Source organism: Streptomyces liliiviolaceus (assembly GCF_018070025.1).
In the GTDB taxonomy this organism is placed as follows: Bacteria; Actinomycetota; Actinomycetes; order Streptomycetales; family Streptomycetaceae; genus Streptomyces; species Streptomyces liliiviolaceus.
In genome coordinates this window covers 74,982-96,895 of sequence record NZ_JAGPYQ010000002.1, presented here as the reverse complement: position 1 = coordinate 96,895, position 21,914 = coordinate 74,982, and the positions used below count along the sequence as shown (strand labels likewise).

Annotated in this window: 19 protein-coding genes; 8 read left to right on the top strand and 11 right to left on the bottom strand. The window is 72.8% G+C overall.

From position 1 onward, the window contains the following. Window positions 1-4: 4 nt before the first annotated feature. Both J8N05_RS36200 and J8N05_RS36195 read left to right on the top strand, forming a co-directional pair. On the top strand, window positions 5-706 hold the full coding sequence (locus tag J8N05_RS36200) for an alpha-ketoglutarate-dependent dioxygenase AlkB family protein (RefSeq protein ID WP_210890711.1): 702 nt from the start codon (window positions 5-7) through the stop codon (window positions 704-706). A 50-nt stretch (window positions 707-756) separates the two neighbouring features. Continuing rightward, complete coding sequence (locus J8N05_RS36195; protein ID WP_210890709.1) at window positions 757-1,998, top strand: ROK family protein; 1,242 nt, start codon at window positions 757-759, stop codon at window positions 1,996-1,998. Between the two features lie 134 nt (window positions 1,999-2,132). Here J8N05_RS36195 and J8N05_RS36190 read toward each other — a convergent pair whose 3' ends face one another. Genes J8N05_RS36190 through J8N05_RS36180 form a run of 3 tightly spaced genes read right to left on the bottom strand, consistent with a single transcriptional unit; the run spans window position 2,133 to window position 4,278 of the window. Next, window positions 2,133-3,071 (bottom strand): phosphotriesterase family protein, encoded by a 939-nt coding sequence (locus J8N05_RS36190; protein ID WP_247706827.1) that lies wholly within the window; start codon window positions 3,069-3,071, stop codon window positions 2,133-2,135. Then, window positions 3,068-3,652, bottom strand: coding sequence for a DUF4865 family protein (locus J8N05_RS36185; protein WP_210890707.1), 585 nt, complete (start codon window positions 3,650-3,652; stop codon window positions 3,068-3,070). Before J8N05_RS36185 ends, J8N05_RS36190 begins: the two co-directional genes overlap by 4 nt. Window positions 3,653-3,669: 17 nt before the next feature. After that, window positions 3,670-4,278 (bottom strand): TetR/AcrR family transcriptional regulator, encoded by a 609-nt coding sequence (locus J8N05_RS36180; protein ID WP_210890705.1) that lies wholly within the window; start codon window positions 4,276-4,278, stop codon window positions 3,670-3,672. Between the two features lie 201 nt (window positions 4,279-4,479). Here J8N05_RS36180 and J8N05_RS36175 point away from each other — a divergent pair, with 201 nt between their 5' ends. From J8N05_RS36175 to J8N05_RS36165, 3 genes are read left to right on the top strand one after another with little or no spacing between them, the layout of a single operon-like run. Next, complete coding sequence (locus tag J8N05_RS36175; protein WP_210890703.1) at window positions 4,480-4,797, top strand: SHOCT domain-containing protein; 318 nt, start codon at window positions 4,480-4,482, stop codon at window positions 4,795-4,797. Then, entirely contained in the window at window positions 4,794-5,639 is an 846-nt protein-coding gene (locus J8N05_RS36170) for an ABC transporter ATP-binding protein (protein WP_210890701.1), read from the top strand. The genes J8N05_RS36175 and J8N05_RS36170 overlap by 4 nt, the downstream gene beginning before the upstream one ends. Then, a complete protein-coding gene (locus tag J8N05_RS36165) occupies window positions 5,636-8,197 on the top strand; it encodes an ABC transporter permease (protein ID WP_210890699.1) in 2,562 nt (853 codons plus the stop codon). Before J8N05_RS36170 ends, J8N05_RS36165 begins: the two co-directional genes overlap by 4 nt. A gap of 415 nt (window positions 8,198-8,612) precedes the next feature. Here the strand turns inward: J8N05_RS36165 and J8N05_RS36160 are convergent, their stop codons facing one another. Further along, on the bottom strand, window positions 8,613-9,158 hold the full coding sequence (locus J8N05_RS36160; protein WP_210890697.1) for an ATP-binding protein: 546 nt from the start codon (window positions 9,156-9,158) through the stop codon (window positions 8,613-8,615). A 217-nt stretch (window positions 9,159-9,375) separates the two neighbouring features. After that, complete coding sequence (locus J8N05_RS36155) at window positions 9,376-9,699, bottom strand: hypothetical protein (RefSeq protein WP_107019186.1); 324 nt, start codon at window positions 9,697-9,699, stop codon at window positions 9,376-9,378. Window positions 9,700-10,152: 453 nt separating this feature from the next. On the opposite strand from J8N05_RS36155, the gene cds1 reads away from it, so the two are divergent. Further along, window positions 10,153-11,286, top strand: coding sequence for an L-cysteine desulfhydrase Cds1 (gene cds1, locus J8N05_RS36150; protein WP_210890695.1), 1,134 nt, complete (start codon window positions 10,153-10,155; stop codon window positions 11,284-11,286). A 92-nt stretch (window positions 11,287-11,378) separates the two neighbouring features. Here cds1 and J8N05_RS36145 read toward each other — a convergent pair whose 3' ends face one another. Further along, window positions 11,379-11,864 (bottom strand): SRPBCC family protein, encoded by a 486-nt coding sequence (locus tag J8N05_RS36145; RefSeq protein ID WP_210890694.1) that lies wholly within the window; start codon window positions 11,862-11,864, stop codon window positions 11,379-11,381. Between the two features lie 149 nt (window positions 11,865-12,013). Further along, window positions 12,014-12,856, bottom strand: coding sequence for a DeoR/GlpR family DNA-binding transcription regulator (locus tag J8N05_RS36140; protein ID WP_210890692.1), 843 nt, complete (start codon window positions 12,854-12,856; stop codon window positions 12,014-12,016). A 269-nt stretch (window positions 12,857-13,125) separates the two neighbouring features. Here J8N05_RS36140 and J8N05_RS36135 point away from each other — a divergent pair, with 269 nt between their 5' ends. Further along, complete coding sequence (locus tag J8N05_RS36135; RefSeq protein WP_407699992.1) at window positions 13,126-15,549, top strand: hypothetical protein; 2,424 nt, start codon at window positions 13,126-13,128, stop codon at window positions 15,547-15,549. A 39-nt stretch (window positions 15,550-15,588) separates the two neighbouring features. Here J8N05_RS36135 and J8N05_RS36130 read toward each other — a convergent pair whose 3' ends face one another. The 4 genes from J8N05_RS36130 to J8N05_RS36115 form a co-directional block, all read right to left on the bottom strand. Beyond that, a complete protein-coding gene (locus J8N05_RS36130; protein WP_210890690.1) occupies window positions 15,589-18,024 on the bottom strand; it encodes a right-handed parallel beta-helix repeat-containing protein in 2,436 nt (811 codons plus the stop codon). 178 nt (window positions 18,025-18,202) lie between these two features. After that, entirely contained in the window at window positions 18,203-18,808 is a 606-nt protein-coding gene (locus tag J8N05_RS36125; protein ID WP_210890688.1) for an Rv1733c family protein, read from the bottom strand. Window positions 18,809-18,969: 161 nt separating this feature from the next. After that, window positions 18,970-19,794, bottom strand: coding sequence for an MOSC domain-containing protein (locus J8N05_RS36120; protein ID WP_210890685.1), 825 nt, complete (start codon window positions 19,792-19,794; stop codon window positions 18,970-18,972). Between the two features lie 46 nt (window positions 19,795-19,840). Continuing rightward, window positions 19,841-20,302, bottom strand: coding sequence for a DUF6643 family protein (locus J8N05_RS36115; protein ID WP_210890684.1), 462 nt, complete (start codon window positions 20,300-20,302; stop codon window positions 19,841-19,843). A gap of 287 nt (window positions 20,303-20,589) precedes the next feature. Between J8N05_RS36115 and J8N05_RS36110 the strand changes: the two genes are divergently transcribed. Further along, a complete protein-coding gene (locus J8N05_RS36110; RefSeq protein WP_210890682.1) occupies window positions 20,590-21,900 on the top strand; it encodes a TerD family protein in 1,311 nt (436 codons plus the stop codon). Window positions 21,901-21,914: the final 14 nt, after the last annotated feature.

Genomic DNA, 21,914 nt, shown 5'->3' with positions numbered 1-21,914 from the left:
AGCCATGGACGCCGAACTGTTTCCCCGGAGCCGGACGGAGATCGCACCGGGCGCCGTGCACCTGCCGGACTGGCTGTCGCCCGGACGCCAGAAGGACCTCCTGGAGGCCTGCCGCGACTGGGCCAGGCCGCCCGCGGGACTGCGCACGGTCCGTACCCCGGGCGGTGGCACCATGACCTCCCGGCAGGTCTGCCTCGGATGGCACTGGTATCCGTACGGGTACGCGCCGACGGTCGTCGACGGGGACGGCGCGCCCGTGAAGAAGTTCCCCGCCTGGCTGGGTGAGCTGGGGCGCCGGGCGGCGCGGGACGCTCTCGGCGACCGGGCCGTGACCACTCCCGGGGACCGCACCCCGGAGGCAGAGGGCCCGCCACCCCCGTACGACTACGACATCGCGCTGATCAATTTCTACGACGCCGACGCCCGCATGGGTATGCACCGCGACAGCGACGAGAAGTCCGGCGCCCCCGTGGTGTCGCTGAGCCTCGGCGACACCTGCGTCTTCCGGTTCGGCAACACCGCGTCGAGGGGGCGTCCCTGGACGGACGTCGAACTGCGCAGCGGCGACCTGTTCGTGTTCGGTGGCGCGGCCCGGCTCGCCCACCACGGCGTGCCGCGCGTCCACGCGGGCACGGCACCGCCCGAGTTGGGACTGACCGGCCGCCTGAACATCACCCTGCGGGTGAGCGGCCTCCCGGGCGCATGACCGGCTACTGACCGGTCACCGGGCCACCGGATCATGGGAGACTCGCCCTCATGAGCGGCGATGCGACCCCCGGAGCGGTGGGAGAAGGAAGCACCAGGACACGCCTGGACCGAGGGCGGGGTGCGCTCGGACCCGCGCTGGAGCTCGTGCACACGGGACGCGCGCCGACCCGGGCCGTGCTCACCGCCGAACTGGGCGTCACCCGTGCGACGGCGGGCGCGGTCGCCGCGGAGCTGGAGGCGCTCGGGCTGATCCGCGTCGACGCCCGGCCGGGCGCAGCGGCCGGTTCGCAGGGCCGCCCCTCGCACCGGCTCGAACTCGCCGAGGACGGCCCCGTGGCGCTGGCCGCCCAGGTGCACGCCGACGGCTTCCGGGCCGCCCTGGTCGGCCTCGGCGGCCGGCTCGTGGCGACCGCGCCGGGCTGCGAGACCGTGGACGCCGACCCGGCGAAGGTGCTCCGCTCGGTCGTGGAGGCGGGCGCCGATCTCCTCCGGGAGACGGGCCGCCGCTGTGTGGGCGCCGGGGTGGCCGTCCCGTCGGCCGTCGCCGAACCCGAGGGCACCGCGCTCAACCCGCTGCACCTGGCCTGGCCGGCCGGCGCGCCCGTGCGGGAGATCTTCGCGGAGTGCGTCCGCGCGGCCGGCATCACCGGTCCGGCGTTCGCCGCCAACGACGTCAACCTCGCCGCGCTCGCCGAGCACCGGCACGGCGCCGGCCGCGGCGCGCGCGATCTGCTGTGCGTGGCGACCGGGCACCGGGGTGTCGGCGGTGCGCTGGTGCTCGACGGGCGTCTGCACACGGGCAGTTCGGGCCTCGCGCTCGAAGTCGGCCACCTCACGGTCAACCCGGAGGGCCGCGCCTGCCACTGCGGCAGCCGGGGTTGCCTGGACGTCGAGGCGGACCCCCTGGCGTTCCTGACCGCGGCCGGCCGCGACCCCGGCCCCGAGGTGTCCCTGCTCCAGCAGGCCAACGAACTGATCCGCGACCACTACGCCGACCCGGGCGTACGCACCGCCGTCGAGGCACTGATCGACCGGCTGGGCCAGGGCCTCGCGGGCCTGGTCAACATCCTCAACCCGGACCGCATCATCCTCGGCGGCCTGCACCGCACCCTCCTGGACGCCGACCCGGAGAGGCTGCGGGCGGTCGTGGCGGACCGGAGCCTGTGGGGGCGGAGCGGTGGCGTACCCATCCTGGCCTGCACACTGGACCACAACAGCCTGGTGGGCGCGGCCGAGTTGGCGTGGCAGCCGGTCCTGGACGACCCGATCGCGGCCCTGGCACACGCCTGAGCGGATCTGATCGCGCCGTTCCCCGCGCGCCTGAGGGGGACGGGGCGCAGCCCCTCCCCGAGGGGCGCGGGGAACGGCGCGGCCCGCCCCCGCCGTCCCGCGGCCGAACGCCGTCCTCACTGCCGCCCGTGGCTCTACGTCCACCCGACGGCGAACGCCCGCTGCGGATTCGCCGTCAGCACGCGCTCCACCAGCTCGCTCCCCAGAGCGAGTTCGAGCCGGGGCCGGACGCGGCGCAGCAGATACGGCATCCCGGGCCCGCCGTTCACCGAGCGGGCCCCGGCCGTGGTCGTGTCCCCGCCGAGAAGCAGCCGGTCGCCGAAACCGGCGTCGGCAAGATCGCGTACGGCATCGGGCATGCGCCAGTCCGTCGCGTGATTCGCGCGTGACGGTCCGTCAAAAGCCAGATAGGCGCCGGACTCGGCGGCCTGCCGGTGTACCACCGGGTCGGGGGAGCGGTTGAGATGTCCGAGGATCACACGGGCTGGCGCCACGCCCAACTCCCCGCACAACAGGTCGAGTACGTCGAGCGCGCCCGTGCCCAGCTCCAGGTGCACGGCGATCGGCGCCCCCGTGGCGTGGTGCGCCTCGGCCGCCGCGGTCATCGTCCAGCGGGCATGCGCGTCGAGCGCGTGGAAACCGCCCGCCACCTTGATGAAACCCGCCCGCACACCGGACGTGGCCAGGCCCTCGGTCAGCTCGGACACGAAGACGTCGGCGAGCCCGCCGCGCAGCCCGCCCCGCAGCCGGTCCAGCACCTCCGGCGCGTAGTGGACGGCCTGGTGCAGTCCCGTGGCGGCCACGACATGGACCCCGGCGGCGCGGGCGACCAGCGGCAGATCGGCGGCCCGCCGCCCCAGTCCGTACGGGGTCCACTGGGCGACGCTTCCGCCACCCGCCGCGCCGAACGCGGCCAGCTCGGCCGTCGCGGCGCCCGCGTCCCGCAACTCCTGCCCCGGAAGGCGGGGACTGCTGAAGAAGAGATGGTCGTGCGCGTTGCACACCCCCAACTCCGCCGGGGGAATGTCCCCGACCACCGTGCGGACGGTACGGGGCGCACCGACCTGACTCACCACTGCCGTCCCCTGCGCAGCCGGTCACGCCCCGGCGCCGACAGATGCAGCACGCGATACGTCTCGCCCTCGGCCTTGGGCGTGTCGTGGGCCCAGAGGGAGAAGTGCACGACCTCCCAGTGACGTGGGTCGAGGGCGGCAGCGGCACCCACGACCCCGTCCAGCGCGGCCAGGCGCCCCGCCTCCAGGACGGCCTCCCGCGCCACCTCGGCGAGCGGCACGCCCTCGGGGACGCTCACCCGTCTGCGTACCGCGACCTCGGGCGCCGCACCGGCTGCGCCCCCGTCCTCGTACGCCAGGCCCGTCCAGTGCTGGACCACGGGGCGCCCGAAGTCGTTCACGAGCCCCTGGAAGCCGGGCCCCCAGAGGAAGGAGTTCATGCCCTCGGGCGTGTCCCAGAGATAGAACGGCGCGTACTGGTTCACCGCCGAGCCGTCCACGCCCCGCTCCCTCAGCAGGTAGGCCTTCAGCCCGAGCCCGTCCCAGTCGTCGAGCAGATGCCCGACGCGGGCCACCCGGTCCCGGACGATGCCCATGTCGTAGTCCGCGGGCAGGGTGATCTCGTACTGCATGGCGTGCATCGGTGCCTCCCGGCGGCTCAGGCCTTCGTAGGGGTGGGGCAGTCGCCGGCGGGGGAGCGGGGCGCGAGGAGGGACAGCAGCCCGCGGACCCCCGTGTCGAAGGCGGCGGTCGAGCCGGAGGCGCGGGCCAGCACATAGCCTCCCTGGACCGTGGCCACGATCGTCGCGGCGATCTCCTCGCCGTCCAGTCCCGGCGCGAACTCGCCCCGCTCCCGGCCCTCCTCGACGACCGCGGCCAGCCGCTCGCGCAACCAGTCCAGCGTCTCGTCCACGGGCGCGCGCAGTTCGTCGCTCGCGACGACGTCCGGATCCATGGTCAGCCGCCCGACCGGACAGCCGCGCAGGACGTCGCGCTCGCGCCGCAGATACGCCTCGACCCGCTCGTACGGGGAACCCGGCCCGCCCAGCACCGCTTCGGCGGTGGCGCGTATCTCCTCCGCGGTGCGCCGGATCGCGGCCAGGGCCAGCTCGGGCTTGCCCGTGAAGTGGTGGTACATGCTGCCCTGGCCCGCGCCCGCCCGCTGCAGGATCGCTTTCGGGCTCGTGCCCACGTAGCCGCGCTCCCACAGCAGCTCACGGGTGGCTTCGATCAGACGCTCCGGAGTACTCACACAGACACTGTACATACTAGTAGTTACAGAATCGAGAGGTGGGCGGAGCCGAAGGCGCGAGGAGCAGCCGAAGCCCGCATTCCTACTCCCACGGAGGTACGCGTACTGCCGCTGGCCGTACGACGACCCGGACCCCCTCCCGGCGCGAGCCTCGAAGCATCACCGGAACACCCGGAACCAGCCGGAGTGCCGGACCTCCCGAGGAGATGACTTCAGATGCAGACCCTGGCGAACTGGGACGGCGGGCCCGGCCCGTGGATCCTGTTCTTCCCGCTGATCTGGGCGGCCGTCGTGATCGGTGTCGTGACCGTCCTGCGCCGCACGGTGTGGCGCGGCCGTCGCGGCCCGTGGCACGGCCCCGAGCGGTCCCGACCCTCCGGCGACTCGCCGATCGCGATGCTGGGCAGGCGCTTCGCCGCCGGCGAGATCGACGAGGACGAGTACTGGCGCCGCCTCTCCGTCCTGGACGAGCAGTTCGGACGCACGGGGCCGGACGAGCGCTTCGGACGTACGGGCAAGGGCGGTGCGGCATGAACGCGCCACCCGCGACGACCGCCACCAAGGGCACACGGACCGCGGCGCGGGTCGCCGGAGCGGTGAAGGTGTACGGCGCCGGGGACACGGCGGTACGGGCCCTGGACGGGATCGACGTCACCTTCCCCGCCGGACGCTTCACCGCGATCATGGGGCCCTCGGGCTCCGGCAAGTCCACCCTGATGCACTGCGCGGCGGGCCTGGACACCCTCACCTCGGGCGCGGCCTTCATCGGCGACACCGAGCTGGGCACGCTCGACGACCGCCGCCTCACGCTGCTGCGGCGCGACCGTATCGGCTTCGTCTTCCAGGCCTTCAACCTGGTACCGACGCTGACCGTCGCGGAGAACATCACGCTGCCCATGGATCTGGCCGGGCGCGGGCGTGGCCGCAGGGGTGACGGGAGGGGTGAGGGGAGGGGTGACGGGAGGCGGGACGGCTCGTCCGGCGAGTGGATCGACGCCCTCGTGGAGGTCGTCGGGCTGCGCGACCGGCTGCACCACCGGCCCGCCGAACTCTCCGGCGGTCAGCAGCAACGCGTCGCCGTGGCACGGGCGTTCGCGGGCCGGCCCGATGTCGTCTTCGCCGACGAACCGACCGGCAACCTCGATTCACGCTCCGGCGAGGAGGTCCTGAACCTCCTCGGCCGGGCCGTACGCCGGATGGACCGCACGGTCGTCATGGTCACCCACGACCCGGTCGCCGCAGCCCACGCCGACGAGGTGGTCTTCCTCGCCGACGGCCGCCTCGTGGACCGCATGGAGTCCCCGACGGCCGACCGGGTCCTGGACCGGCTGAAGGCGTTCGACGGCACGTTCGACAGCAAGGGGGCTCCGTCATGAACGCGTCCGTGCGGATCAGCGTCTCCTCGCTGCGTGCCCACAAGCGACGCTTCGCCGGTACCTTCCTGGCGGTCCTGCTCGGTGTCGCCTTCCTGGCGGGCACGCTCGTCATGGGCGACACCCTGCGCGCCTCCTTCGACACCATGTTCGGCGACGCCACCAGCGGCACCGATGCCGTGGTCCGCAGCGCCGACACCATCACCACACCGGGGGAGAGCCAGGGCGTACGGCAGCCCGTGGACACCGACCTGGTGGCGGCCGTCGAGAAGATCCCGGGTGTCGCCGCTGCCGCCCCCGACATCCAGGGCGCGGGCCAGCTCGTCGGCGCGAACGGCGAGCCCATCGGCGGCCAGGGCCCGCCCACCCTCGCGGGCAACTGGATCGACGACCCCGAACTCAACGCCTACCGCCTGGCCGAGGGACGCGCCCCGGCGAAGTCCGGCGAGGTCGTCGTCAACCGGGGCGCGGCCGAGAAGGGCGACCTCCGTATCGGCGACACGACGACCCTGCGCACGCCCGATCCCGTCGACGTGACGATCGTGGGCCTCGCGACCTTCGGCGGCGAGGACGGCATGGCGCAGGTGACCTTCACCGGCATGACGCGCTCCGACGCCGAGAAGTACCTGACCGCGAAGCCCGGCGAAGCCGCGAGCATCCTCGTACGGGCCGGCCCCGGCACCGGTCAGCGGGAACTCGTCGACGCCCTGACTCCCGTACTGCCCAAGGGAGTCGAGGCGATCACCGGTCAGGAACTGGCCGAGGAGAACACCGACATGATCTCCGGCCAGTTCCTGACACTCTTCACCACGTTCCTGCTGGTGTTCTCCGGAGTGGCGCTGCTCGTCGCGACCTTCTCCATCCACAACACCTTCGCGATCGTCGTCGCCCAACGCACCCGCGAGAACGCCCTGTTGCGTGCCCTCGGCGCCTCCCGCCGCCAGGTCACCGCGTCGACGCTCGTGGAGGCGAGCGTGGTCGCCGTGGTCGCGTCCGCGGCCGGTCTCGCGGGTGGCATCGGTATCGCGGCAGGCCTCCAGGCGCTGTTCCCGGCCATCGGATTCCCTTTCCCCGAGGGCGACTTGGTGATCAGCGCGCTGTCCATGGCCCTGCCGCTCGCGGTAGGCGTCGTGGTCTGCCTGGGCTCCGCGCTGCTGCCCGCCGTACGCGCCGGGCGCACCGCACCGCTGGCCGCCCTGCGCGAGACGTCCGTCGACCGGTCCGGCGCGTCCCGGACCCGCGCCGTCGTGGGCACCGGACTCGCCGCTCTGGCGATCGCCGTCACCCTGACCGGCGTCGTCGTCAGCCCGTCGCTGTGGCTCGCGGGCGGGGGCGCCGTGCTGGCACTCGCCGCCTTCGTGGTCCTCGGCCCGGTCGCCGCGACCAGCGCCGTACGCGTCCTGGGGGCGCCGCTGGACCGGCTGCGCGGTGTCACCGGCGCCCTGGCCGCGCGCAACGCCCTGCGCAGCCCCAAACGCACCGCGGCCACCGCCAGTGCCCTGATGATCGGCGTGGCCGTGGTGTCACTGTTCACGGTCTTCGGCGCCTCGCTGAAGGCGACCATGGACCAGACGGTGTCGCGGTCCTTCGCCGGGGACGTCGTCGTGAGCACCCCGTCGTTCGGCGCGGGCGGCAGCGGACTGAGCCCCGCACTCGCCGGCGCGATCGGCGAACGGCCCGAGGTCGACACGGCGGTCGGGCTGGGCCGCGGAGTGGCCGAAGTCGACGGCAAGGGGCGGGCGTTGACGGTCACGGACCCGGTCGCGCTGGAGCGGACCTTCGACCTCGGCGACGTACGCGGCTCGATGCGTGACCTGGGCGCCGACGGCATCGCCGTCACGGAGGAGGAGGCCGACAAGCAGGACCTCACGGCCGGCGACACCACCCGGCTCGCCTTCACCGACGGCCAGGAGAAGACCTTCACCGTCCGCGCGGTCTACGGCCGTTCCGAGCTGGCCGGTGAGTACGTCATCACCCGCGAGGCCTGGGCCCCGCACCGCACCCAGGACTCCGACACGGTCGTCGCCGTGAGCTTCAAGGACGGTGTGGACGCGGCCGAGGGCAAGGCGGCGGTCGAGCAGGTCGCGAAGGCGTACGGCAACCCCGAGGTGCAGACCCGTGACGAGTACGCGCGGTCCTCGGCCGGGGCCATCGACATGATGCTCACCCTCGTCTACGCGCTGCTCGCGCTCGCCGTGCTCATCGCACTGCTCGGCATCGCCAACACGCTGACCCTCGCGGTCCATGAACGCACCCGCGAACTCGGTCTGTTGCGGGCCGTCGGACAGACCCGGTCGCAGCTGCGGGCCATGGTCCGCTGGGAGTCCGTCCTGGTGGCCGCGTTCGGCACGGCGGGCGGGCTGGCGCTCGGCGGATTCCTCGGCTGGGTGCTGGTCAAGGCGTCCGACGGGGCGTCGAGCAGCGCGTTCGCGTTCGCGGTGCCGCCGGTTCAACTGTGCGTGGTCGCCGGGGTGGGGGTCGCGGCGGGCGCGCTCGCGGGCCTGCGGCCTGCGCGCCGCGCAGCCCGCTTGGACGTGCTGCGAGCCATCGCGACAGAGTAGTGCGCTCACCTCTGAGGGCTGCGCCCCCGGCCCCCCTGTCCTCAAACGCGGGGCGGGCTCGGAGACTTCGGCTGCGGGCCGGTGGGGGCCGGCCGCGCAGTTCCCCGCGCCCCCGGGGGGTGGGGCTGCGCCCCTACCCCCGATTCTTGAACGCTGGGCGGGCTTGCAGGTTTCGGGTGCGGGCCGGTGGGGGTCGGTCGCGCAGTTCCTCGCGCCCCTGGGGGTGGGGCTGCGCCCCTACCCCCGGCCCCCTTCAGCCCGTCTGTGATGTCTTCAGCCCGTCCGGCGTTTGAGGACCGGGGGTTCGGGGGCGGAGCCCCTGAGTATGTGACGGGAACGGGTAGGGGCGGCGGGGGCGGGAAACCGGACCGCCACCCCCCATCCCCCCACCGCGCAGCCACCTGTCACCGCCCGGTCAGCCGGCAACGGCCGACCGGGCGGGAGCGTGTCCACCCCCAGAAGCCGGCGCCAGCCCATCCCCGGCGTGCTCCACCTCCACGAACCCGACCCCACCCGCCCCCGCGACAGCGGCGTACGGCGGTCGCATGGGCAGCGCAGGAGCAGGAGCCGGAGCCGTGAGGGTGAACCACACGACCTTCCCCGACTCACCGTCCGGCCGCACACCCCAGCTCTCACTCACCGCGGCGACCATCGAAAGCCCACGCCCGCAGGTCGCGAGGGAGGTGGCGTCCCGCACCTCGGGAAGCCGCGGGTCGCGGTCGTGCACCGAGACGGTGAGCCGGTCGAGCAACAGCTCGATCTCGACGGTGCACAGCTTGTCGGGCCGGGCATGCAGATGGACATTGGTCAGCAGCTCGGTCACACCGAGCGCGGCCCGGTCTATCAAGGGATCCAGACGCCAGTAGCGCAACTGCGCAGATACGATTCTGCGGACCTGGCCGATCCGCGACGGCAGAGCGTTGAGCTCCACCGTGCAATGTTTGCTTGGCTGGCTGATCACGGCTGCGACTCCCCGAATTGAGGTCCGGAAGAAGACGAGTGCGGATCCAGCGGGCTGCCTACGCGCGCCGACCGCCTGCTGTCGGTGGCCGGCGGGCTGGTTCGCAGCGTTATCGCCGGTAAACCCAGAGTGACGTGACAACAGAGTGGCTCAGGAGGCGCGCTCCCGCAACTCGCGGTGATCCCGGCGGCCGGACGAACGGCCCCCCGCCCGGGGCTCAGCGCACGCGCCCCGCCGCATTGCGCACGGCCTCGATGAACCGACGGGCCGCCGGCGGACCGGGCTCTCCGGGGGCCGGATCGTGGTCGCCGAGGGTGAGCAGATAGCGGGTGCCGTTGACGTCCGCCAGTGCCCGGTCCGCCTGGGCGAACCAGGGCTTGGACGCACGGACCGCCTGCACCGGCGCGCTGTCTATCTCACTGCCGTAGCTGGTGAGCAACTCCAGCCTGCCGTCGCTGATCCGGACCTGCCCGGCCCGGGTGAGCGAACGCAGCCGCTTCCCGATCCGCACGCCTGTGGCTGTGAACTCCGGCTCCGCCATGTGCCCCACCCCCTTGTGCGCTTCGGTCGTGCCCCGTCGTGCATACGGTCATGCAGGTCGTGCAGGTCGTGCAGGTCGTGCAGGTCATGCGATACGGGTCGTGCCCCGTCACGAACGGCGGGTCGCGCCCGCCGTGCGTACGACGAGGGTCACGCCCGTCGTGCGTACGACACGGGTCCCGTTCCATTGTGCGTCCCGCCGGGACCGGCGTCCTGTGCGTGCAGTCTGCCCGCGCAGGGCGTCGAGCACCAGTGCGCATCCCGGCGTGGCACATGCCCTGTGGCGCACTCGCGTGAATGCGCCCCCCAACCCCTCGGCGACCGATCGCACCAGGAGTCCCTTTGGGGTTCTCAAAGGAGTGTTTATGCAGGTGAGAAGCGTGCGCAAGGTGCCTATGATCGAGGCGTCCGACCGCGCGATCCGACGTCGGCAGCCACCCGAAGGAGCCCCGCCGTGACCACCCCACAGCAGGCCCGCCCCCATGAGCCGACGGCCACGCTCGATGTCGACCACAGCGACGCGGAGTACCGGCACTGGCTCAAAGAAGCCGTGCGGAAGGTCCAGGCCGACGCGAACAGATCGGCCGACACCCATCTCCTGCGCTTCCCGCTGCCCGAGCGCTGGGGCATCGACCTGTATCTCAAGGACGAGTCCACCCACCCCACCGGCAGTCTCAAGCACCGCCTGGCCCGCTCGCTCTTCCTGTACGGGCTGTGCAACGGCTGGATCCGGCACGGCCGCCCCGTCATCGAGGCGTCGAGCGGCTCCACGGCCGTCTCCGAGGCGTACTTCGCCAAGCTGATCGGCGTGCCGTTCATCGCCGTGATGCCCCGCACCACGAGCCCGGAGAAGTGCCGCCTGATCGAGTTCCACGGCGGCCGGTGCCACTTCGTCGACGACCCGCGCACCATGTACGCGGAGTCGGCGGCCCTCGCGGCGCAGACCGGCGGACACTTCATGGACCAGTTCACGTACGCGGAGCGGGCCACGGACTGGCGCGGCAACAACAACATCGCCGAGTCGATCTACCGCCAGCTGGAGTTGGAGCGCTACCCCGAGCCCGCGTGGATCGTCGCCACCGCGGGGACCGGCGGCACCTCGGCGACCATCGCCCGCTATGTGCACTACATGCAGTTCAACACCCGCATCTGTGTGGCCGATCCGGAGAACTCCTGTTTCTTCGAGGGCTGGACCACGGGTGACGCGGAGGTCACCACCGACTGCGGCTCCCGCATCGAGGGCATCGGCCGGCCGCGGATGGAACCGAGCTTCGTGCCCGGGGCCGTCGACCGGATGATGAAGGTCCCGGACGCGGCGAGCGTGGCGGCCGTGCGGGCGCTGGAACAGGCCATCGGACGCAAGGCGGGCGGCTCGACCGGCACGGGCCTGTGGAGTTCGCTGAGGATCGTGGCCGAGATGGCGGCGGCGGGACGGACCGGGAGCGTGGTCACGCTGCTGTGCGACCCGGGGGACCGCTATCTGGACAAGTACTACTCGGACGACTGGCTGGCCGGTCAGGGCCTGGACATCGCGCCCTACGCGGCCACGATCGACGCGCTGCTGGCGACGGGGGTCTGGCCCGCCTGAGCGGTCCGTTCACGGGGCGGCGCGGGTCCAGAGAGGAAGCGACCCAAGGTGACCGTGCCCAGGCCGACGGCGGTCGTTCCGGACAGCGGCTGTCAGCGCGCGTGCGTCGAGCCGATCCGCCGGTCCAGCTTCCGTACCGCGTCGCGGAACGCCCGGCCGAGACCGGCCCGGCTCAACCTCGTCACCAGGCGGAACGCCGCCGTGCCGTCGGCGGCCACGGTCCACCGCACCCGCGTACCGGAGGCGCCGTCCGGTGTGAGCCGCCACTCCTCGACGAGGGCGCGTACCCCGGGGGCGTTCGTCGCGTCGACGCGGTACGCGTACAGCTCGTGGGCCTCGGCCGCGAGGATCGTCTCCTCGAAGCGCGTGCCGCCCCTGAGACGGATCAGCCGTCCGGAGCCGCCGTCGGACGGGTGCGCAGACGAGACGGCGGAGAACCATCGCGGCCAGCCTTCGACGTCCTCGGCCAGTGCGCGGTAGACCGCCTCGGGGGACGACGTGACCCTCCGCGCGAACACCAGCCGCACGGGAGCGGTCTCGGTGAAGTCGAGTTCCACGGGGCGCAGTCGACGAACCATGCGTACGACCTCCTCGCGTGAACGAGTCGGGAACGAGTCGGGAGCGAGTCCTGAACGCGGCCCCGCGCCACGGCAGTTGGCGAGGCAGGGTCACCATAACCGGCGGCACGCCGGATGTCTGTACCGCCGATGGACGCCGGGGCGGACCCTCAGGCGTCCGGCGCGTCCTCGTCCTCGGCCTCCGGTTCGCCCGCCACCACCAGGCGCCGCAGGTGCTCGGAGATCTCCGCGCGCGCCTCGGCGGGCAGCCCGTCGTCCGTCACCAGCGTGTCGATCTGTTCCAGCGCGGCGAACGAACTCAGCCCCACCGTGCCCCACTTGGTGTGGTCCGCGACCACGACGACACGCCGCGCGGACTGCACGAGACGCCGGTTCGTCTCGGCCTCCGCGAGGTTCGGCGTGGACAGACCCGCCTCGACCGATATGCCGTGCACCCCGAGGAAGAGCACATCGAAGTGGAGGGCCTCGATGGCCTGATCCGCGACGGGACCCACCAGCGAGTCCGAGGGTGTGCGCACCCCGCCCGTCAGCACGACCGTCGCCGCGCCCTGCCGCTGCCCCGACGTGCGCTGCGCCGAGTGGAAGACGTCGGCCACCCGCACCGAGTTGGTCACCACCGTCAGGTCCGGCACGTCGAGCAGCTGATGGGCGAGCGCGTACGTCGTCGTGCCGCCGGACAGCGCGATCGCCGTGCCCGGGGCCACCAGCGAGGCGGCGGCCCGCGCGATGTCCTCCTTGGCCGTCAGCTCCAGCCCCGACTTGGCCTCGAAACCCGGCTCGTGCGTACTCGCCTCGACCACCGGGACGGCGCCGCCGTGCACCTTCTCCACCACGCCCTGCCTGGCGAGCGCGTCCAGGTCGCGACGGACCGTCATGTCGGACACGCCGAGTTTCCTGGTCAGTTCGTTCACGCGGACGCCACCGCGCCGCCGCACCTCGTCCAGGATCAGAGCGCGCCGCTGCTCCGCGAGGAGGTTCTGATTCTCGCTCACGTCCGCTCCGGTTCCCTTCGCCTCGACCCGCTCGACATACCCCTGTGCAGCCCCTGCGTCGAACACCGACAAGGACGTTCCCCTCACCTGTGGACCGCGGGACGCCCCATCCTCGCACGGGCCGCCGCAGGTCGCGCCACTGCCTGTGGCGACGCGCACACGTCACGCTGCCACCTCGTGTCCGGCACTGTCACACGGATCGGGGAGATTCCGTGACGAGTGGTGCGCGCAGCGTCAGCAGAGGAGATCCTTGTATCTGGACATGACACATGTCGTACGGGCATCACGGGGGACACACAACAGTGGAGCGTCTACAGGGGCACGCCCCGACGAACGAGACGAACGGTTCCGGGCCGCGGCAGGCGCCCGACGCCGCGCTCGAACTCCTGGTCCACGGCGTCGGCGGCACGACGCCCCAGGAAATGCTGAACGATCCGCGCACGGTCCGGATCACCGGCGACGACACGGCCGCGGTCTTCCGCCGCGCCGACGACGTCGAGGCCGAGACGGACGCGACGCGCCGGTCCGCGGAGCACCGGGGCGAACCGATCCCCGAGGCGTACGTCTGGTGCAACCTCACCTCGGGCAACGGCTCCCGGGCGCTGTGGCTGCTGCTCCTGCCGTTCATGGTGGTCAACCTCGCCCACTGGATGCGGCCCACGGTGAGCGACAACCGCAAGCCCGCGGTCCGCCTCTACGGGCTGCTCGTGCGCGTGACCGGTCTGACCCTCACGGTGCTGCTGGTCGCCGCGGCCTGCGAGGTCGCCCTCGACCTGGCCGTGTGGCAGTGCGCGGGGACGCCCGACTGCGCCCGGGAACACTCCTGGCTCGGCTTCCTGTCCCCGGCGGTCTCCGACGGCGGCTGGTGGAGCCAGCCCGGCCGCCGCCTCGCCCTCGCCGCGCTGGTGCCCGCCGCACTCACGGGTCTCCTCTGGTACCTCTCGCACCGCACCTGGAGCGCGTACGAGTCCCAGCAGCCGAGGCCGCGCGAGAGCGAGCCGGAGGAGGAGGGCAGCCGGGCCGGACTCGGCCGCCCCGGCTTCTGGTACGGACGCCGGCTGGTCGCCCGGCTGCGGGTCGCCCATACCGCCGCGGGTCTGCTGACGATCGCCACGGCGGTCGGCGCCGCGGCGGCCCGCCACGACCGCGAGGCGGGCGGCCCGGCCACCCTGGACGTGCTCGGGTGGCTGCTGACCGGGGCGCTCGTGCTCGTGGCCGTCCTCGTGCTGTGGGTCGTCTGCAGCCGGGGTCGCAGCGAGCACCGGCTCGACCGGCGGATCGACGCGGCCCTGGTGCGCCGGCTGCCCCTCGGCTCGCTCGCCCTGCTCGTCCTCACGCTCGTCTACGCGGGCTGGTCTCGCCCCGGGTGGAGTTCGGACCACCGGCTCGCCGGCGGCGGCACCGCCTTCGGCACCATCGCGCTGGTCGAGTGCCTGCTCGTGATCGTCCTCGGGGTCGTGGCCCACGCCCTCCACCGCGCCAAGCCCGATCCCCGTACCGCGATGCGGGGCCTGGCGGGGCCCGCCGTCGCGATGCTGGCCTGCGCGCTGGGCGGGGTGATGTCCGGCGGAGTCTCGCAACGCGTCGCCGACTGGCTGGACGGCACCGGCCACACGATCGCCGGACCGCCCGTGCTGCTGACCTGGCAGGCGTCCGTCATCCCGCCCCTGCTGCTGGTCCTGTTCGTCCTCGTCGGCTGGCTGGCGCGGCGCACGGTGGTGCTGCGCCGCGCCGAGACGGCCGCGGTGGAACTCGCCTACGAGGACGAGCCCAAGGACGAGGCCACCACCCGCCGCATCGCGAGCATCCGCGCGATGGCCTCCCTCACCGACCGGGCGCCCCGGATCATCGGGATCACCTCCGTCGTGACGCTGATCCTGGGCGGCCTGGCCGTCGCGGGCGCCCTGGCCACCGAGGACGCCCCGGGCGAGGCCGCGAGCGGCACCTACCCCGTCGTCCAGGGCGCGGCCGAGACCGCGCAGGCCCTCGGCTCCTGGCTGATCGGTGTCGGCTTCATACTGTTCGTCACCTGGGGCCGCCGCGCCTACAAGGACCAGACCGCCCGCCGCACCATCGGCATCCTGTGGGACGTCGGTACGTTCTGGCCACGCGCGGCACACCCCTTCGCGCCCCCCTGCTACGCCGAGCGCGCCGTCCCCGACCTGACCTGGCGCATCGCCGGCTGGACCCGCGCCACAGGCGGCCGTCTCGTCCTCTCCGGCCACTCCCAGGGCAGTGTCCTCGCCGCCGCCGCGGCCTGGCAGCTCGAACCGTCGGTACGCAAGCGGGTCGCCCTGCTGACCTACGGCTCACCGCTGGAGCGGCTCTACGGGCGCTGGTTCCCGGCGCACTTCGGGCCCGAGGCGCTCAGCGGACTGCACCGGGACGTCGACTGCTGGCGCAATCTGTACCGGGCCACCGACCCCATCGGCGGCCCCATGCGGCTGCCCGGCGACTGCGGCCCCGAGGTCGACCGCGAGGCGCTGGAGGACCCGCTCGCGTACTGCCGCTCGGAGAAGCACCCGCTGCCCGCGCCGATCCTCGGACACTCGGACTACCAGGCGGACCCCGTCTTCGCCGAGGAGCGGGAGAAACTCCTGTCCCGCCTCAGGCCGGACGTCCCGGCCCCGCGACCGGGCACGGAGCCCGAGGAACCACTGGGCGGCCCCCGGGCGGAACCGACGCCGGTCTAGGGCCGGACGGCCGGAACTCCCCTGAGCCCCGGCCGGAGTTCAGGGGAGTTCCGGCAGGTCCTCCGCGTACAGCAGGGTGAGGTCGTCCGTGCTCGTCTCGGCGAGCTGGGCGACCCGCCCCGCGTGCCGCTCGACCATCGCCTCGAAGGTCTGCCGCGCGGTACGGCCGTTGCCGAACGCGGGCCCCTTGGGGATCGCCGAGAAGTACTTGAGCAGCGCCTGGTCGGCGCCCGGCGCCAGTCGGTACTCGTGCTCGTCAGCCTGCTGCTCCACGATCCGCAGCAGCTCCTCGGAGCCGTAGTCGTTGAAGGTGATGGTCCGTGAGAAACGGGACGCCACACCGGGGTTGACCGACAGGAAGCGCTCCATCTCGGCCGTGTAGCCCGCGACGATCACGACCACGGCCTCCCGGTGGTCCTCCATCAGCTTCACCAGCGTGTCGATCGCCTCGCGGCCGAAGTCGCGCCCCGAGTCCTCCGGCGACAGCGCGTACGCCTCGTCGATGAACAGGACACCGCCGCGCGCCTTGTCGAACGCCTCCTGCGTACGGATCGCCGTGGAACCGATGTGCTCGCCGACCAGGTCGACGCGGGACACCTCGACGAGATGCCCCTTCTCCAGGACGCCGAGGGAGGCGAGGATCTCGCCGTACAGGCGGGCGACCGTCGTCTTGCCGGTGCCGGGGGAGCCGGTGAAGACGAGATGGCGGCGGGCGGAGGCGGCCTTGAGCCCCGCCTGCTGCCGCCGGCGGCCCACCTCGATCATGTCGGTGAGGGCCCGCACCTCGCGCTTGACGCTGTCCAGGCCCACCAGCAGGTCCAGTTCGCCGAGCACGGCCTCCGAGGTGCGCGAGGGCCGCTCGGGCTCCGCGGCGGCGATCAGCGGCTCCTGCTCGGTGGCCCGCTGGCCCGGGATGGCCCCCAGCAGGCCGGAGGACTGCCCGGCGGTCTGTACGGCGGGTTCCGGGGCCGGGGGCCGCGCGTGGGCGCTCTCGTCGCTCGTGCAGTCCTCGACCAGCGGCCCGGTGCCGGACGCCTGGTCGCCCCCGGCGTCGGCGAACTCGTAACCACCGCGCGCGCAGCGCTCCGTGCGGCACTTCTTCAGGGTGGCGCGGCAGCCGTCTATGACATGGAAGCCGTACCCGCCGCTGCCCGTCACCCGGCAGCCGTGGAAGCTGCCGCGACCGCCGGCCGACACGTAGAAACCCGCCTCCGCCGGCGAGGTGACCGTGCACCGCTCGATCGTGGGATCGGCGCCCTTGGTGACGATCACGCCCGTCTGCGTGCCGTCGATCGTGCAGGCCGAGAGTGTCCCGCCGCTGCCGTGGTCGCGGAACCAGGCACCCGTCGCCGCGTCCCGGATGCGGCAGTCGTCGAGCTGCGCGGTGGCGCCGTCGCTCACCGACACGGCGGTGTTGCGGACCTGCGTGATGTCGCTGTCGACGACGTCGGCGCGCGAGCCGCGGTCGAGCACGAACAGGGCGTCCGGCACGTCGTGCACCCGGCACGATTCGAGGACGACCGTCGCGCCGTCGCTGACCCACACCGCGGGGTAGTCGCCCGTACTGTCGTGGATCTCGCACTGGTTGGCGTCCACGCGCGTGCCGGGATCCCAGACCGACAGGCCGTTGCGCCCGAACCGGCGCACGGTGGAACGCGTCATCGTGAGGACCGAGCGGGAGCGCAGATCGACCGCGTTCTCCGGGATGTCGTGGATGCGGCAGTCGGCGAGCGTCAGCACGGCGTCCGTGTCGAGCGTGACACCGTCCGACGTCGTGCGGTGCACATCGCAGTCCGTGAGGTGCGCCGTGGCCCGCGCGGAGATCTGTACGCCGCTGCCCCTGACCTCGTAGACCTCGCAGCCCACCGCTTCGAGGGCGGACTGCTCGCCGGTCACCGACAGGCCCGCGCCCGCCGTGTGGTGCACCCGGCAGCGCTCCAGCCGCGGATGGGCGCCGCCGCGCACCGAGATGCCGGACTGGCCGGCGGCCACGACCTCGCACTCCTCGAAGACCCCGCCCCCGCCGTCGAGCACGGAGATGCCGACGCCGGCCGGATTGTCCACCGTGCACCGCCGCACCGTCGGGCGCGCGCCGCCGCGCACCTCGACGCCGGCCGCGGATCTGGTGACGATCCGGATGTCCATGAGCTCCGGGGTGCCTTCCTCGACGAGCAGCGCGGGCGCGGCCGAGTCCTGGCCCTCCACGAGCAGGTCCTGGACCACGGCGGAGGCCCGCACGGTCAGCGGCACGCCGTCGACGGGCGCGATGCGCACGGAACCGGCCGATCCCTCGGGGCCGCGCAGTGTCACCGCCCGCTCTATGACGAGGTTCTCCCGGTAGGTACCGGCGGCGATGGTGAGCACGTCACCGTCGGCCGCGGCCTCCAGGGCGGCGGCGAGGGATGCGTACTCACCCGTGCGGCGCCGCCACCGCGACGTGCCGGTGTGCGTCACCTGGACCGTGCCCTGTGCCATGGCGCTGCTGTGCCCCCACCTCGTCGTACGCGGGTCCTGAGAAGCCGTGTTCCCAGCGCCTGGCCGTCAACTCGGCTCACGGGGAACGGGAAACAGCCTCTCATGACGGTGCCGAACACCTCGGCCGGTCCACCGTAGCGTGCGCGGGGCCGCGCGGTTGACCGGAGCGGGGAGGCCGTCAGCTGCCCGTGCCCGTCCTGCCCCAGTCCGGCCCCGCCTGGGACCACGCCTGGTCCCAGCGGTCGTACCTGCGACGCACCATGCGCCAGACCAGCAGACGCCGGGTGCCCTCGACGAGACCCGCGCAGGCGGCGGCCGTGCCGAAGCCCGCGAGGACGGCGTGGGTCGCGGCGGTCGCGGTGTCCAGCGGCCTGCCCACTATTCGGCCCCGCTGATCCGTCCACACCGTGAAGCGGTCGCCGCGCTCGGGGGCCTTGAGGTCCGCCATGGCCGTGCCCCGGTGCGCGGTGCCGTCCGGAGCGGTCCAGCGGGCCAGCACCCGGTTGTGGGAGTCACGTCCGGAGGCCGTCTCGGGGTCGGGATCCAGCGGAGTGCGATCCGATTCCCTGATCACGGTCGCGACCACCGGATGGTGGTTCTCCCGCTGCTCCCGCACGGACCGCTGGAGGGCGTCCCCGGCGATACCGCCGACCAGCACCCCGACCAGGGGCGCGGCGACGAGGATCAGCACGAGTGCCCCCAGCGCCAGCCACGCCTCGAACAGATCCGTCGTACGCCGAAGCGGGTTGTGCCGCCAGCGCCAGATTCCCCGGATTGCCCGCACCGCTCCGCACCCCCCTCCGCCTCCGTGATAACCCCCCTCGGAGCCGTTCACGCGCGCGGCCGGACAAGAGAGAGGCACATCACCTCTCCTGCCGGCCTCTCATGAACTTCTCACACGGACTCAACGGCTGTGCCCGGCACGGGTGTTCCCCGGACGAAGCCCTATTCGAGGATCCGCACCGGGTCGCCCACCCGGACCGAACCGGGGGACTCCGGTACGAGATTCTGCCCGAAGACCAGCTTGTCGCCGAAACGGCGGTGGCGGGCGAGGGTGCGCAGCGGCTCCCGGCCGCGCTCGGCCGTCTTCTGGTCGGTGGTGGTCACGACACAGCGCCCGCACATCTTGGCGACGCGCAGCACGACCTCGCCGACGGCGATCCGCGACCAGCCGTCCTCGGCCCAGGCGGCGGTGCCGTCGACCACGATGTTCGGCCGGAAGCGGTCCATGGGGAGCGGGCCCTCCTCGGGCCGGTCGCCCTGCGCGATCAGCGCGTTCAGGGCGTCGAGCGAGGCGAGCGTGGTGACGAGCAGGGGGTAGCCGTCCGCGAAACTGACCGTCTCGCCCGGCCGCGCGAACAGCGGGTCGACGGGTCTGCGGGTGGCCGGGTCGTCGAGATGCGCGAGCCGCACGGCGATGCCGAGGAAGTCGCTGAACCAGGCGTCCGCCGCGACCCCGGCGGGGACCGCCTCCACCTTGTCGTTCCAGATCTCCACCGTCGTGGTGCCGCCCGGTTCGGGCACGGGGACGGTCAGTGGCTCCCGGCCGGGCGCGGACACCAGGATCGCGCCGCCGGCCAGTGTCTCTGCGCGGACCAACGCCATCCGCGGTCGCGCGCGTTGGGTGATGATCCTGTTCTTGTCGTCGGTCAGCACCCAGCGCCGGTCGCCCGCCGGACCCCATGGCTCCACGACGGCCTCGTGCGGGTCGTACCCCGCGGCCGCCTTCAGCGGGTAGACGTGGATCGAGTGCAGTACCGGCTTCGACATGAGGTCATCCTGCCGGAGGGCTCGGACAACCTCCGTCGCATCACCCTCAGTAACCGCGGTACTGCTGGTTGTTGTACGGGTCCTGGTACGGCGCCGGAGCGGGGCGCGGGGCCGAGGGGGCGGGCCGCGGCGCTGCCGGACGCATCGCCTCGTAGCCCGTGCCGCCGCCGTTCATCGGGCGCTGCGGCTGGGGCGCCTGGGGGCCCGGGTAGCCGCGCGGCGCGCCGCCCTGCTGCGGGATGTACGGAGCCGCGGCCTGCTGCAGCGGAGCCGGTTGCTGGGCCTGGGGGTAGCCGTACTGGGGAGCCTGCGGAGAGGGCGCGGCGGGCAGAGCGGGCAGCGCCGACGGAAGCGCGGGCAGGTTGCTGCCCGTGTCGTACGCCGCGGGAACCCGGATCGGGGCGATCTGCGGGGTGCCCCGTTCGGCCACGAGGGAGTCGTAGATCGGGGTGTCCGGGAAGGAGGCGGAGTAGTAACCGCCGCCATAGGTGGAGCGGGGGGAGGTCATGGCACATAAGTTAAGCCCACGATCTGCCGGTTGGGGAGACCGATAAGAGGGTTGTTTTCCGTGTCGGCAGTGACGTGGGACCCCCAATGTGAGCGAACTTGGCGAAAAAGGGCAGCGGAGACTGCCAGGATCGTGTAAAGGCCGAGTTCCGGAGGGGTTACCGACGGGTCGGCCGCCGATCTTGCGGGTCCGGTCATGGGCGTTCGGGGCTCGGGGGATTAGGTTGGCGCAGAACGGGCGAACGAACCGAGTCGCGGTCGTCGCGGAGACACCCGATGGGGGCGGACATGTCAATGCCTAAAGGATCGAACGTTCCGGTGCCGACGACGGGACTCCGCGTCGAGCTGGGCTGGCGGACAGGTCCCGGAGTGCCCGACGCGGACGCCTCGGCGCTGCTGCTGGCGTCCGGGAAGGTCCGCTCCGACCGGGACTTCGTGTTCTACAACCAGCCGGCGCACTCCTCCGGCGCGGTGCGCCACGAGGGCAAGCGCAACGCCGGCGGCCAGGTGAACGACACCCTGTTCGTCGACCTCGCGCGCGTGGAGCCCGGAATCGAGACGGTGGTCCTCGCCGCCTCCTCGGACGGCGGCACGTTCGGGCAGGTCCCCGGGCTGTACATCCGGGTCCTCGACGCACAGGCGGGCACGGAGGTCGCGCGCTTCGACAGCGAGGGCGCGAGCGTCGAGACCGCGTTCGTGCTCGGCGAGTTCTACCGCAGACAGGGCGCCTGGAAGTTCCGTGCCGTCGGACAGGGTTACGACAGCGGACTCATGGGACTGGCCACGGACTTCGGGATCACCGTCGACGAGCCGCAGCAGCCGGCGCCGCCCGCCCCCGTGGCCCCGCCGGTCACGGCCGCCCCGCCGCCGGCCCCCGTCGCCCCGCCCGTCACGGCCCCCCGCCCGATGACACCGCCGCTGCCCGCCCCTCCGGCACCGCCCGCCCCGCCCGCGGCGCCCGTACGCCTGACCAAGGTCACGCTCACCAAGGACGCCCCGTCCGTCTCGCTGACCAAGCAGGGCGGCACCTCGGGTGTGATGCGCGTGAACCTCAACTGGACGGTGCGCAAGCAGTTCTCGGGCTGGCAGGCCAAACTGGGCCGGGCGATCGCCATGCACGCGGACCTCGACCTCGACCTGTGCGCCCTCTACGAACTCTCCGACGGAAGCAAGGGCGTCGTCCAGGCCCTGGGCAACGCGTTCGGAGCGCTGCACCAGCCCCCGTTCATCCACCTCGACGGCGACGACCGGACCGGCGCGTCGTCGAGCGGCGAGAACATCAGCGTCAACCTCGACCACATCCGGGACTTCCGCCGCATCCTCATCTTCGTGACCATCTACGAAGGGGCGCGTTCCTTCGCCGACCTGGACGCCTCGGTGACCCTCCAGCCGCTGCACGGCGCACCCGTCGACTTCTCGCTCGGCGAGTGCACGGTCCCCTCGACGGTGTGCGCGCTCGCCCTCATCACGAACACCGGCAGCGACCTCGTGGTCCAGCGCGAGGCGCGCTTCCTCGTCCCCGACCGGGGCGTGAGCCCGCAGCGCACCGTCGACTACGCCTACGGCTGGGGCATGAACTGGACCCCGGGCAGGAAGTGAGCCGACGCGCCGCG